Annotated in this window: 12 protein-coding genes; 6 read left to right on the top strand and 6 right to left on the bottom strand. The window is 72.4% G+C overall.

Annotation, left to right across the window (positions count from 1 at the left end; translation table 11 throughout):
* Positions 1-1,131, bottom strand: a 1,131-nt coding sequence (locus ADK60_RS14300) for a HAMP domain-containing protein (RefSeq protein WP_234371081.1), incomplete at its 3' end; no start/stop codon positions are given.
* 362 nt (positions 1,132-1,493) lie between these two features.
* Between ADK60_RS14300 and ADK60_RS14305 the strand changes: the two genes are divergently transcribed.
* The 3 genes from ADK60_RS14305 (at position 1,494) to ADK60_RS14315 (ending at position 4,241) form a co-directional block, all read left to right on the top strand.
* Positions 1,494-1,664 (top strand): hypothetical protein, encoded by a 171-nt coding sequence (locus tag ADK60_RS14305; protein ID WP_053646180.1) that lies wholly within the window; start codon positions 1,494-1,496, stop codon positions 1,662-1,664.
* Between the two features lie 166 nt (positions 1,665-1,830).
* Positions 1,831-2,745, top strand: coding sequence for a phosphotransferase family protein (locus ADK60_RS14310; RefSeq protein WP_053646182.1), 915 nt, complete (start codon positions 1,831-1,833; stop codon positions 2,743-2,745).
* Positions 2,746-3,209: 464 nt separating this feature from the next.
* Complete coding sequence (locus tag ADK60_RS14315; RefSeq protein WP_053646184.1) at positions 3,210-4,241, top strand: hypothetical protein; 1,032 nt, start codon at positions 3,210-3,212, stop codon at positions 4,239-4,241.
* Positions 4,242-4,373: 132 nt separating this feature from the next.
* On the opposite strand, the gene ADK60_RS14320 is transcribed toward ADK60_RS14315, so the two are convergent.
* The 4 genes from ADK60_RS14320 to ADK60_RS14335 all read right to left on the bottom strand — a co-directional run bounded on the left by ADK60_RS14320 (position 4,374) and on the right by ADK60_RS14335 (position 9,427).
* On the bottom strand, positions 4,374-4,952 hold the full coding sequence (locus ADK60_RS14320) for a TetR/AcrR family transcriptional regulator (protein ID WP_053646186.1): 579 nt from the start codon (positions 4,950-4,952) through the stop codon (positions 4,374-4,376).
* A gap of 64 nt (positions 4,953-5,016) precedes the next feature.
* On the bottom strand, positions 5,017-5,907 hold the full coding sequence (locus ADK60_RS14325) for an SDR family NAD(P)-dependent oxidoreductase (protein WP_053646196.1): 891 nt from the start codon (positions 5,905-5,907) through the stop codon (positions 5,017-5,019).
* 146 nt (positions 5,908-6,053) lie between these two features.
* Positions 6,054-7,757 (bottom strand): serine/threonine-protein kinase, encoded by a 1,704-nt coding sequence (locus tag ADK60_RS14330; RefSeq protein WP_234371082.1) that lies wholly within the window; start codon positions 7,755-7,757, stop codon positions 6,054-6,056.
* Between the two features lie 68 nt (positions 7,758-7,825).
* Positions 7,826-9,427 carry an alpha/beta hydrolase gene (locus ADK60_RS14335; protein ID WP_053646190.1) on the bottom strand — a complete coding sequence of 534 codons (1,602 nt, stop codon included), beginning with the start codon at positions 9,425-9,427 and terminating at the stop codon, positions 7,826-7,828.
* Between the two features lie 319 nt (positions 9,428-9,746).
* On the opposite strand from ADK60_RS14335, the gene ADK60_RS14340 reads away from it, so the two are divergent.
* From ADK60_RS14340 to ADK60_RS48390, 3 genes are all read left to right on the top strand, one after another.
* Positions 9,747-10,433 carry a response regulator transcription factor gene (locus ADK60_RS14340; RefSeq protein WP_053646192.1) on the top strand — a complete coding sequence of 229 codons (687 nt, stop codon included), beginning with the start codon at positions 9,747-9,749 and terminating at the stop codon, positions 10,431-10,433.
* The gene (locus ADK60_RS14345; RefSeq protein ID WP_234371083.1) at positions 10,427-11,689 is read left to right on the top strand and encodes a sensor histidine kinase; all 1,263 of its coding nucleotides are present in this window, start codon (positions 10,427-10,429) and stop codon (positions 11,687-11,689) included. The genes ADK60_RS14340 and ADK60_RS14345 overlap by 7 nt, the downstream gene beginning before the upstream one ends.
* Before the next feature lie 320 nt (positions 11,690-12,009).
* Positions 12,010-12,276 (top strand): hypothetical protein, encoded by a 267-nt coding sequence (locus tag ADK60_RS48390; RefSeq protein ID WP_159400439.1) that lies wholly within the window; start codon positions 12,010-12,012, stop codon positions 12,274-12,276.
* 109 nt (positions 12,277-12,385) lie between these two features.
* On the opposite strand, the gene ADK60_RS14355 is transcribed toward ADK60_RS48390, so the two are convergent.
* Positions 12,386-13,148, bottom strand: a 763-nt coding sequence (locus ADK60_RS14355; protein WP_159400440.1) for a tetratricopeptide repeat protein, incomplete at its 5' end; no start/stop codon positions are given.

The following is a 13,148-nucleotide window of genomic DNA, read 5'->3' on the forward strand; positions in this document are numbered from 1 at the left end:
CTTCCACGTCCCGGACACGCCCCGGACGGTGGCCTGGCCGCCGAGGTTGCCCTCGGTGCCGACGTCCCGCGCCACCCGGGTCACCTCGTCGGCGAACGCGGACAGCTGGTCGACCATCGTGTTGATGGTCTCCTTCAGCTCCAGGATCTCGCCGCGGGCGTCCACCCGGATCTTCTGCGTCAGATCGCCCTGGGCGACCGCGGTGGTCACCGAGGCGATCGAACGGACCTGCGCGGTCAGGTTGTCGGCCATCACATTGACCGACTCGGTGAGGTCGCGCCAGGTGCCGGAGACGTCCTGCACATCGGCCTGTCCGCCGAGCCGCCCTTCGGTGCCGACCTCGCGCGCCACCCGGGTGACCTCGCCCGCGAACGAACTCAGCTGGTCGACCATGGTGTTGATGGTGTTCTTGAGTTCGAGGATCTCGCCGCGCGCGTTGACGGTGATCTTCTGCGAGAGGTCGCCGTCGGCCACCGCGGTGGCGACCTGGGCGATCGCCCGGACCTGGCCGGTCAGATTGCCGGCCATGGAGTTCACCGAGTCGGTGAGGTCGCGCCACGTCCCCGAGACGCCCTTCACGTCGGCCTGGCCGCCGAGGATGCCCTCGGTGCCGACCTCGCGGGCCACCCGGGTGACCTCGCCGGCGAAGCTGCCCAGCTGGTCGACCATGGTGTTGACGGTGTTCTTGAGTTCGAGGATCTCGCCACGCGCATCGACGGTGATCTTCTGCGAGAGATCGCCCTTCGCGACTGCGGTGGCCACCTGGGCGATGTCCCGCACCTGGGTGGTGAGGTTGCCGGCCATCGCGTTGACCGAGTCGGTGAGGTCGGCCCACGTCCCGGAGACGGCGGGCACCTGCGCCTGACCGCCGAGCCGCCCTTCGGTGCCCACCTCGCGGGCCACCCGGGTCACTTCGGAGGTGAAGCGGGACAACTGGTCGACCATGCCGTTGAACACGGTCGCGATCTCGCCGAGGAGGCCGTCCGCGTCGTCCGGCAGCCTGGTCCCGAAGTCCCCGTCCCGCACCGCCGTCAGACCGGCGAGCAGGAGCCGCAGTTCCGGCACCCCGACCTGGGCGGCGGAAGGACCCGCGCTCCCGCGCGAACCGTTGGGCGTTGCTGAGCCAGCCATCGAACGTCGCCTCTCTAGAGCCCACCCCGGCGCCGGGGCACCGAGGCCGACCGACAACACAGGCACGTACCGCCTGGGAGGCTACCCCAGTCCTTACCGGAACCGGAAAGCCCGGCAGCAGCCCGTTCGTGCGCCTTGACAGCGGTCGCCCGTGCCCGGGGTGCGTTCCAGCTCGTCGATCCGCTCCGCCCGGACCCGGTCGGCAGCCGTATGCCCCGGAGTCACCGCCCTTAACGCTCGAGGGGGTTCCCGGCCCGGGAGGCGGTCCCGCGGACCCGGGTGATCCGGCGGGGCTGGGCATGATCCGGAGGAACCGGGGCACCCGGGCCGTGAACCATTCCCCAGCGTGAGGAGTCCGCTCCATGCTCGGTCTGATCCTGGTCCTGCTGCTCGTCTTCCTCCTGTTCGGGCTCGGCTTCGCCGTGAAGGTCCTGTGGTGGGTCGGCCTGGTCGTCCTCGCCGTCTGGCTCCTCGGCTTCCTCGCCCGGGGTACCACCGCCGCCGGCAGCCGGGGGCGGTGGTACCGCTGGTAGCCCCCCGCCGCCCCGCACTGCCGGTGCCCGTCGGCCACTGCGGCCGACGGGCACCGGCGCGTCCCGGGCCGGGGCGTGGCGCCCGGATCGGTCGGACCCCGGTACCCCGGAAGCCTCCCGGACGTTGCGGCCTGTGCCGAAACCGTCCAACAGCGAAGGACCGCTCATGCCCCTCGACCCCGAAGCGACGCGCGAAGCCGTCGCATCGAGCCTGGAGGACCTGCCGTTCCCGTGGAGCGGTGCTCCGGTCGAGACCGTCGGCTGGGGCTTCTCGAACGTCGTGCTCCGGGTCGGCGCCGACGTCCTCGTCCGGGTGCCGCGCACACCCGAGGCCGGGGACCGGAGCACGCACACCGCCGAGGTGCTGCGGCGGCTGCCGCCGCTGCCGCTGGCCGTCCCCGAGGTGCTCGGAACGCTTCCGGCCGGGCCGCGGCTGCCCTTCGGCGCCGTGCTGCTCAGCAGACTGCCGGGCGCCGTGGTGGACGACGACGTCGCCCGCGCGGACCGTGAGGCGTTCACCGGCGACCTGGCCGCGTTCGCCTCGGCGTTGCACGAATGCGGCGACGAACCGCTGCTGGGTCTCCTCGGGGCACACCGGGCCGACCGGACGGTCCACCCCCTCGACGCCCTCGACACCGGGACGGCCGCGGCCGCCGCGGACCGGCTGACCGGTCGCGAGCGGCAGCTGTTCGAACGCTGGGCCACGGCCTATCGGCGATGGCTCGCCGACGCCGAGCTCGTGCCGGTCCACGGCGACCTCTGGCCCGGCAACCTCCTGCGCGCCGCCGGGAGGCTGTCCGGCGTCCTGGACTGGGACGAGGCGAGGATCGCCCCGCGCGCGGTCGATCTGTGCGGCGTCCGGTACCTGGGCCACGACGTCGCCGACGAGATGCTGAGGGCCTACGCGGCCCGGAACTCCCGCGACTACCAGCTCCTGCACGAGGAGACCGGGCTCGCCGCCGTCCGGCGCGAACTGCGGGGCGTCACCTGGTCCCTGCGCCACGACGATCCCGGGGAACTCGAGGAGTCCCTGGACAAGGTCCGGCGCTCCCTGCACGAGTTCCGGCTCCCGCCCGCCTGACCCGGCCGGCCGGGGCGCCCTCCCTGCAAGCCCCGCTCGACGATGGCGCCACGCACCGCTACAACGAGGCAGACGCCGGCCACCAACCACCCCGGGAGACCGGATGGACAGGTGCAACTCCGGCTGGGACGAACGGACCGGGAACGGCGACGGACCCGCGCCGCCCGTAGCCGGCTCGGCCGCCGGGGAAGTGCGAGTGCTCAGCGGCCTGTGCGACACCTGCGTCCATCGGCCGGGCAACCTGATGAGCCTCGCCCCCGGCCGGCTGCACCGGCTCGTCCAGGAGGCACTGGCCCGCGCCGGCCACATCGTCTGCCACTGCGCCCTGCACGCTCTTTGCCACGCCCGGTACGAAGGGAGCGATCCGCCGGGGCTTCACGGCTTCCGACAGCAGCACGGCGCTACAAAGTTGCTCCCGGGGGTGCTCGATGGCCGGGGTCACCGGGTGTCTAGGGTCGCTTTCCATGACGAGGACCACGCCCACACGCCCGCTCGATGTCGAGGTGCTCTTCCCGGAACTGGCTGCCTACCGGGGTACGACGACGCGGCTCCATCCGCGGCCGGGCACCCCGCACGTTTCCGAGAGCTCGGTGGGCGGTCCGATGCTGTGGCCGGCGGAGGAGCCGTGGCCGCTGTGCGACGAGGCCCACGGCCGCGGCCGTGGTCGCCGTCCGGCGGACGTCCGCCGCTACCGGCAGGTGCTGGCCACCGCCTGGACCCGCGAACAGGCCCCGGGCCCAACGGGCGAGGAACGCGAGCTCCTGGAAGAGCTGTGCCGCGAGCACCGCACCCCCGGAGCGTCGGTGACGGACCCGCTGCCGATGATCGGCCTCGCGCAGCTCTACCGGCGGGATGTTCCCGACCTGCCCGGTGGGCCGGACGGCTGCGACCTGCTCCAGGTGTTCTGGTGCCCGTTCAGTACGCACGGCCCGGGCCGGTACGACCTGAACCTGCATCTGCGCTGGCGGCGATCGTGGGAGGTCGGGGAGGTGTTGGGCCTTCCCCCGCAGCCGTTGCTCGTCGGGTCCGATGGATTCGTGCCCGAGCCCTGCGTCCTGCACCCGGAGCGGGTGCTCAGCTACCCGTTCGCCGGCCTCCTGCCCGAGGAGCTGTGCGCCCGGCTCGACATCTGGGACGAGACCCAGGAAGAGGAGGCCGAGCAGACGGCCGACGAGATCGCGGTCCATGCGATCGGCTACCAGTACGACCTGTCGATCCCGCCCGGCTGGCGCGTCGGCGGCTTCGCCTCCTGGCACGCCACCGACCCGTACCCCATGGACTGCCAGGCTTGCCGCACGCCGATGAACCTACTGCTGACCATCGACAGTTCGGAATGGGACGGCGGCAGCGGCAGCTGGAAGCCGCTGGAGGACCGAGACCTGCCTACCCATCGGTCCGACACCCCCACCGAAGTAGTCGTAGGCCGATTCGGCGAGCTGAACGTCTTCGCCTGCCCCGCCGATCCCGGCCATCCGCACCGCTGGAGCATCCAGTAGCACAGACGGCGGCCCGACGCCTGGTTCGGCGCTCCGATCATGGGCGAACGCCGGTGCTGTCGCTTCTCATCGGACGTACCGGCACCGGCGGAGGGCGCCAGGATCGCCCCGGTTGGTGCGCGGGCGGTGGTCTCACGCGTGCCGTGGTGCGGCGCGCAGTCCTTCGAGGAGCGTGGTCAGGTAGCGGTGTGCGGTGTCGATCCGGTCGGCGGGTGTGCCGCCGTGGACGTTGACGGCGTAGGCGATGCCGCACATGAGGGGGACGAGGTCGGCGGCGGTCGGTTCGTGTCTGACCGCTCCGGCAGCGCGAGCCCGGTCGAGAAGTGCGGTGCCGACCGAGCGAAGCGTCTCCTTGAGTTCCGTGGTGTGCGGCAGGGTGTCGTCGGCCGCGGCGGCGACCGGGGCCAGGGAGGCGTCGGTGACCTGCGCCTCGACGGTGCGGAACAGGAAGCCTTCGAGCGCGCGCCAGGGGTCGGTGTCGGCCGTCGCCTCGCGGCCTTGGGCGGCCAGGGCTTCCAGGCAGGGAGTGGCGACGGTCTCCAGCAGCGCCTCGGGGGTGGCGAAGTGCCGGTAGACAGTGCCGACTCCGAGTCCGGCGCGGCCGGCGACGTCGTTCAGTTGCAGGGGTGTGCCCTCGTCGACCATTGCGCGGGCGACAGCGACGATCCGGTCCCGGTTGCGGGCCGCGTCCTTGCGCAGGGGCGTCGTCATGGGGGACATGCTAATCGGATGACCCATCCGGATGATATCGCCGGTACCCGTACCGCCCGGCGGGTCAGGTGGTCGTGAGGGGTGCGTGCCGTTCGCTGAGCCGGCGCACGTCCTGGGCGACGCGGGGGTCCGTGGCTGCGCGCAGCGGTGTCACAGGGCGCGCCCGGGCTCCGATGACGATGCCGGTCCGGCCGGTCAGAGCGTCGTCCGTGGCGGCGACGATCGAGGGCCGGGCAGCCAGGGACGCCGGGCCGGAGGTGGAGCGTCGGAACTTGCGGCGCACCAGCGGCCACAGCAGTCGCAGGGCTGGTGAGACGATCTTCGGGTCGCTCATGGTGCCGTTGGTCATGTCGGTCGCGGCCCCTCCGGGGTCGGCGGCGAAGACGGAGACGGCCGTGCCCTGGAGCCGGGTGGCCAGGTCGAGGGTGTAGGCGAGGTTGGCGAGCTTGGCGCGGCCGTACCAGTGGAAGCCGTAGTAGCCGCCGGGCGGCTCGACGGTGTCGAAGGACCGCTTCGCGAGCCCGACCGCGCCCGAGGTCACGTTCACGATCCTGCTGGGTGCGCCGGCGGTCAGTGTGGGCAGAAGCAGTTCCGTCAGCAGGTACGGCGAGAGGTGGTTGACGAGGAACGACGCTTCGATCCCGTCCATGGTCCGCCGCTGCGGGAACATCGCGCCGACGTTGTTGACCAGCACGGTCAGTGGTTCTCCGGAGGCTGCGCGCTCGGTGGCGATCCGGTCGGCGAGCGCGCGCGCCTGGTCGAGCGAGCCGAGGTCGGCGGGCAGGAACCGTGCGGGGCGTGCCGGGTCCGTCGCGTTGATCCGGTCGACCGCCCGGGCGCCCCGGTCGGCATCGCGTCCGACCACGGTGACTGAGAACCCGGCGCGGGCCAGCCCCAGGGCCGTCTCCAGTCCGATGCCGGCCGTCCCCGCCGTGACCACTGCCGTCTTCATCATGTGCCCCTCCACCCAGTCGTGCGGATAGTTCATCCGCTTGTCGGGGACCGTAGCACACAAACGGATGATCTATCCGGTTATGGATGCCCGGTGGCGGAACAGGCCGTGCCGGACGGCACGAAGCCGCTCCGATCCCGAGGCGGAGGTCAGCTGTCGCTGCGGTAGCGGTCCATCGAGACCTTCACCGGGCCGTTGCCGGTCACGGAGACGACCCGCACGATCGCTACGTCGTGAGTGCTTCTCGATCTCACGCAGAAGGCTCGGCCGGCCGGCAGGTCACTGAAGTCGAGGGCCGTCGCCGGCTGCCGGTCGATCGCCGTCGAGCAGTCGGTCGGGGTCGGCCGCCCGTTGGGGGTGATGGCGGCGTCGCTTCCCGTCGGGATCAGGAACTCGTCGGCGTTGTGCCCGACGGACCACTCGGTGGACCGCGCGGGGGTCAGCCTGCCGGTCTCGAGGTCGAAGTCGTAGGAGTCGTCGGGCGCGGTCAGGACCGTGCCGGTGTACGCCGCGGTGTACGTGGCCGGGCGCGTCGGGTCGGTCGGCGTCGGGTCGGTCGGCGTCGGGCCGTCGGCCGCCGGTGCCGGTGTGTCCGGGCCGGTGTCACCGGCCGTCGGGCTGTCGCCGGTCCATTCCGTGGCTGCGAGGATCCGGTCGAGCTTGTCGGACAGGAGCACGCCGCCGACCGTGCCCCCGAGAGCCACCACCAGTGCCGTCAGCAGCAGCCCCGTCCTCCGGCTCGGGACCTTGCGGCGGGGCTTGCCCACCGCGGGTGCCACGGGGGCGCCGACGGTCGGCAGTGGGGACGGTAGCAAGGCGGTCGGTGTCGCGAGCAGGGGCTGCGGAGCGCCGTGGGGGCCGGGCGGGGCCTGGACGGCCACGACGTGGGGAACGATCGCGGTGGGCAGGGGCTGCGGCGGGCCGGAGCGGCGGGTGATGTCGGCGCTGATCCGAGCGGGCAGCCAGCCGTCGGCGAAGCGCAGCCCGCCGCCCGCGGCGGGGTGGTCGCGGGCGGCCTCGATGATCTCGGCAGGGGTGGGCCGGTTCTCGGGCTGCTTGGCCAGGCAGCGCAGCAGCAGCGCGTGCAGGTCGCCCGGGACGTGGCCGAGGTCCGGCTGCTCGTTCACCACCCGGTACAGCACGGTGGTCTCCGGTCCGTCGCCGAACGGCTGGGTGCCGCCGGCGGCGTACACCGCCAGCGAGCCCAGCGCGAAGACGTCCGTCGCGGGCGCGGCCGGCCGGCCCAGGGCCTGCTCGGGCGCCATGAAGGCGGGAGAGCCGATCCGGAAGCCGGTGCCGGTCAGCGCGACGGCGTCGGCCGCGCGGGCGATGCCGAAGTCGATCACGCGCGGACCGTCGGCCGCGAGCAGCACGTTGGCGGGCTTGAGATCGCGGTGCACCACTGCGGCGCCGTGGATCGCCTGCAGCGCCTCCGCGATCCCGCCCATCAGCAGCAGGACCGTACGCACCGGGAGCGCGCCGTGCTCCCGGACCGCCTGGTGCAGCGACGGACCCGGAACGTACGCGGTGGCCAGCCAGGGCACGTCGTCGTCGGCGCCGGAGTCGATCACCTGGGCGGTGTACAGCCCGTGGATCCGCCGGGCGTTGGCGACCTCCTGTGCGAAGCGCCAGCGGAACTCGGTGTCCTGCGCGAACTCCGGCCGGACCGTCTTGAGGGCCACGGGCCGGCCACCGGGGGTGTAGGACAGGTAGACCCGCCCCATTCCGCCCGCTCCGAGCCGGGCGTGCAGGCGGTAGCCGCCCACCTCAACCGGGTCGTCGGGCCGCAGTGGCTGGAAGAGCGTTGACGCGCGTGCTGCGGTCAGGGAGTCCAGGGACATGTCGACAGGCATGCGGAAGGTCTCCAGTGGTGCGAGCTGTGAGCGGGGGCGAGGGTGGCGCGACGGGGAGTGCCGGCCGTTCAGCAGGTCGTCCCGCCCGGGACCGGCTTGAGGTCGATGAGGTAGGCGTCCACGGCGTCGTTGACGCAGGTGTTGCTGCGGCCGTAGGCGGTGTGGCCGGTCCCCTTGAAGGTGAGCAGCATGCCGCCCGGCAGTTGGGCCGCGAGGCCCTGCGACCACTGGTAGGGCGTGGCCGGGTCGCCGGTGGTGCCGACGACCAGGGCCGGGGGCAGGCCCTCGGCGCTCACACGGTGCGGCTGCTGCTGTCCGGCCGGCCAGTCCTTGCAGGTGAGCTCGGCGAGCACGGCGGAGGTGCCGAAGACTCCGGCCTCCCGGTCGGCGCGCTCCAGCAGCTCCCAGTAGGGCTGCGAGTCCCTCGGGTGCGGCTGGTCGAGGCAGTTGACGGCGGTGATGGCGACGGAGGAGTTGTCGGGCGCCTGCTCGCCGGAGCCGCCCGGGCCGGAGCTGTCGTCCTGGGTGGGCCGGGCGGATATGCCGGGGCTGGCGATCTCGGCGAGCTTGGTCCCGTCGCCGCCCCGCGCGGCGCGCAGCGCCCTCGACAGCTCCTGCCACTGGGACTCGGGTGAGTACATCGACTTGGTGAGGGCGGCGAGCAGCATGTTCTGGTCGAGCCGCTCGGTGGTGCCGGTGATGCGCAGCGGGTGCTTGGCGGTCCGCCGGTGCAGGTCGGTGATCACCTTGTGGATGCCGTCCGGGGTGGTGGCGGGGCAGGCGTCGCGGACCACGGTGGCGCACTGCCGTGCGTAGTCGTCCACCGAGTTCCGGAAGGCCTTGCCCTGCTGGAGTGCGGCCTCGGACCAGTCGAGCGAGGGGTCGACGGCGCCGTCGAGGACGAGTGCGCGGACGCGGTGCGGGAACAGTTCGCCGTAGACGGTGCCGAGGTAGGTGCCGTAGGACCAGCCGAGGTAGCTGAGCTTCTCGTCGCCGAGGGCCGCGCGCAGCACGTCCAGGTCGCGGGCCGCGTCCAGGGTCCCGACGTGCGGCAGGATGGCTCCGCTGCGGGCCTTGCAGGCGGCGACCTGCTTCTCGGCGTCCGCGAGCGCGGCGCTGCGTTCGGCACCGGTCCTGGGATACGCACTCGTCGAGGTGGCGTCGGACTCGGGCTGGTCCTGGTCGGCGGAGTCCGAGGAGCCGCAGTCGACGGCCGGCTTGCTGCCGGCCACGCCCCGCGGGTCGAAGCCGACGATGTCGAAGCGGGCGCGGGCCCTTTCGCTGAAGGACGAGAGGCCGCCGGACTTCAGCTGCTCGACCCCGGATTCGCCCGGTCCGCCGGGGTTGAAGACCAGGGAGCCCATGCGCTGGGCGGGGTCCGCCGTGACGGACCTGGCCAGCGGCAGGGTGAAGGTCCGGCCGGTCTCCGGGTGCGCGTAGTCCACCGGGACGGTCAACGTGGCGCACTGCAACTCGCCGCACGTGGTCCAGGTCGGCTGCTGCCGGTAGAAGGTCTGCAGGGCGCTCTGCTGCGCGGAATCGGTCGGCGCCGCGCCGGCGCCCTTCGCAGGCGCGTCCCCGTACGCCGGGAGGCATCCGGCAAGTGCCGTGACGCCGAGTGCGGCCAGGGCCGGGACCAGGCCGGCACGCTTGCTCGTCAGGTGCTTCATGGGAGTGCTCCAGAGGGACTTGGCAGGGTTGTCGCGTACGGCGCCCGCGGTGATCAGCGGTACCGGCACCGCCTCGACGGCCCGGGCCGGCTGGGGGCTCCGGCCGCCGGGCCGCCGGCGGTCCCCGGGCGCGTGGGGGATCGCGCCCGGGGTGTCTCACGGCGCCGCGTACCGGTCCGCCCGTGCATCTCCCGGGCGGACGGCCGCGCAGCTCGGCTCCTGCCGGTTCGCTCCGCTGTGACCTCACAGATGATTGCTGAGCGAAGCTGAGGATTTGGTGAGGGCGGCGCGGGCCGCCCATCGGGCTATCCTGACCGCCGTGCGAGTACTGGTGGCCGAAGACGACGATGACCTGCGGTTCGCCGTGTCCGCGGCACTGCGCAGCGAGGGACTGGCCGTCGACGAGGTGGCCGATCTGCCGGCCGCCGACGAGGCACTGTGCGTCACCGGGTACGACTGCGCGGTCTTCGACCGGATGCTGCCCTCCGGGGACGCCGTCGAGTACGTGCGCGAGCTGCGCCGAGCCGGGCGGACCGTACCGGTGCTGTTCCTCACCGCCCGGGACACGGTCGCCGACCGGGTCGAGGGGTTCGCCGTCGGCGGCGACGACTACCTGGTCAAGCCGTTCGCGGTGCCCGAGCTGGCGGCCCGGGTGCACAGCCTGTGCCGACGGGTGGCCACCGTCCGGCCCCCGGTGCAGCACATCGCCGACCTGGAGATCGACACCGCCCGCCGCCAGGTGCACCGGGACGGCGTACTGCTGCTCCTGACCCGCAAGGAGTTCGCCGTCCTGGAACTGCTCGCGGCCCGGGCGGACCAGGCGGTACCCCGCGCCGACCTGATCGAGAAATGCTGGGACGAGCTGACCGAGCCGAACTCCAACGTCGTCGAGGTACTGGTCTCCCAGCTGCGCCGCAAGCTCGGCGACCCGCCGCTGATCCACACGGTCCGCGGTGTCGGCTACCGGCTGGCACCGCCCGGCAGCGGCGACGGCGACCGGTGCTGACGGCCGCGGCCCGGATCCGGCGGCTGCGCCGGCGACTCACCGCCCTGTTCGCTCTCACCAGCGCGATCGGACTGATCGGCCTGGCGGCGTTCGCCATCCGCACCGACGACAACTCCTGGAACGACCGGCTCGACGACGCGCTCACCCTGCAGACCCGCCAGGCGATCCTGGTCCTGAGCTTCGACGAGGACGACGACCGGCTCGACACGCAGCCACTGCAGGACGGAATGGAGACCGACTGCCCGCCGGTGACCGTGGTGACCGGCACGGCCGACCGGCCCACCGTCGCCTACACCCCGCGCAAGCCCTGCGTCCGGGCCCACACCGAGGACCTGGAAGCGGTGGCCGCGGAAGCGATGCGGGAGGGATCGGCCGTCGTGGCCGACGCACGCAGCGACAACGGCCACCGGATCCGGCTGCTCGCCGAGCCCTACGCGGGAGCCGACGGCCGGTCGACGGCCGGTGCGGTGGTCGCAGCCGACGACACCACCGGCGACCGGGCCGCGCACCGCGAACTGGCTCTGCTCCTGGTGGCCGGCTGTGCGGTCCTGGTCGCCCTGTCCGCCGTGGCCGGGCACCTGCTCTCGGGGCGGGCGATCCGGCCGGCGCTGACGGCGCTGCAACAACAGGAGGAGTTCCTCGCCGACGCGGCCCACGACCTGCGCACACCCACCGCGTCGCTGCGCGGCCTCGCGGAGACCGCGCTGCGCGACGACGAGCAGCGCACCGCCGCGCTCGAACGGACCGTGCGCCTGGCGTCCCGGATGGGCGACCTGATCGACGGCCTGCTCACCCGGGCCCGGCTGACGGCCGGTGTCGGCACCCTGGCCAGCCAGCCGCTACGCCTGGACCAGCTCGTCGAGGTGGTCGTCGACGACACCGAAACCGGCGAGCACCGCGTGAGCGTCCGCACCGAACCGGTCGTCGTGGTCGCCGATCCCGACCTGCTCCGGCGGGCGGTGGCCAACCTGCTCGGCAACGCGCTCCTCCACGGCCATGCCCCGGGCCTGCCCGCGGAAGTCGACGTCACCGTGACCGCCGACGCAACAGTGACCATCGACGACGCCGGACCCGGCATCCCCCCGGCGCTCGCCGGCTCCCTCTTCCAGCGCTTCCACAGCGGCTCCGGCTCCACCGGCCTCGGACTGTCCATCGCCTCCTGGGTCGCCCAGGCCCACGGCGGCACCCTCCGCGTCGGCACCAGTCCACAGGGCGGCGCCCGCTTCACCCTCCGCCTCCCACCCCGGACGAAGTAGGCCGGCCCTGCCGCTCGGGGCGGCCGATGGACGAACGTCTACGCGAAGTGGTCACCAGGACAAACGTTGCCTGATGCGGCACTGGATCGTGATAGTCCCCGAACAGGGACAGGTCGCTCTGGGGTCGACGGCTCGTTCGCAGGGGCCTACCTGGAGCGACGCGCGGTATTGCATCGGATGCAACATCCGGCATGCGCTGCGCATGGCTGTGTGCTGTGACTTTACGGGGGATCGGCTGAGGCCGGTCCCCCGTAGGGTGTTCCTGGCGGGGCAGCCGTAGCCGATGCAACGATTCCCAATGATGGTGTCAAGTCTGAGAAGTGACTTCTCGTGACGGCATCGCTGTGACCGAGCGTTCGGCGAGCCGAGCCCCGGCGGTCGAGGCAGGTGCGCTGGTCGAGGAACAGCGTGGTACCGGTGTCGAGGGCGGCTACGGCGGTCATCTGGTCGGCGGTGAGTTCGAAGTCGAGGAGCGGGCCGCGACCAGCGGGGGCTGCCAGTCCATCGGGTCCTTGTCCGCCTTCGGCCGGTTCGACGTGGCCGTCACCGCGACCAGAGTCAGCCGGCTGCCCTGGCCGTTGGCGTAGGCCTCACGACGCCCGGCGTCCCACGCCTATCCACCGACTGGCGGGAAGCGTCATTCCGAACGTGCGATATTCCAACGCCGGAGCTTGCAGCGGTAGCCGATTTGCCCCGCTATGGTCCGGATCCTTCGAGCCAGGCGGCCACGTTCAGGGATTGTTGTAGGGCCGGCCCGAAGGCGTCGGGGTTCGTCTCGGCCAGGGCGCGGCGAATGGCGACGGATTCTTCGACGGTGGCCAGAGCCTCTGCCCGTCGGCCTTCCTCGCCCAATCGGATGGAAACGTTGTTGAGGGCCATGGCCAGGTGGGGAAGGTGGGCGTCGGGGTTCGCCTCGACCAGGGCGCGGCGAATGGCGACGGATTCTTCGACGGTGGCCAGAGCCTCTGCCCGCCGGCCTTCCTCGCCCAACCGGACGGAAACGTTGTTGAGGGCCATGGCCAGGCGGGGAAGGTGGGCGTCGGGGTTCGTCTCGGCCAGGGCTCGGTAGTGGCCGACTGACTCCTCCGCGGCGGCCAGAGCCTCCGCCCGTCGGCCTTCCTCGCCCAACCGGACGGAGAGGTTGGTGAGGATCATGGCGAGATCGGGCAGGTGGGCGTCGGGGTTCGCCTCGACCAGGGCGCGGCGAATGGCGACGGATTCCTCCGCGGTGGCCAGACCCTCTGCCCGTCGGCCTTCCTCGCCCAATCGGATGGAAACGTTGTTGAGGGCCATGGCGAGATCGGGCAGGTGGGCGTCGGGGTTCGCGTCGGCCAGGGCTCGGTAGTGGCCGACGGCTTCCTCCGCGGTGGCCAGTCCCTCTGCCCGTCGGCCTTCCTCGCCCAATCGGATGGAAACGTTGTTGAGCGCGCTGGCCAGGTGAGGGAGGTAGGCGTCGGGG

Origin of the sequence: Streptomyces sp. XY431 (assembly GCF_001279805.1) — a bacterium.
In the GTDB taxonomy this organism is placed as follows: Bacteria; Actinomycetota; Actinomycetes; order Streptomycetales; family Streptomycetaceae; genus Kitasatospora; species Kitasatospora purpeofusca.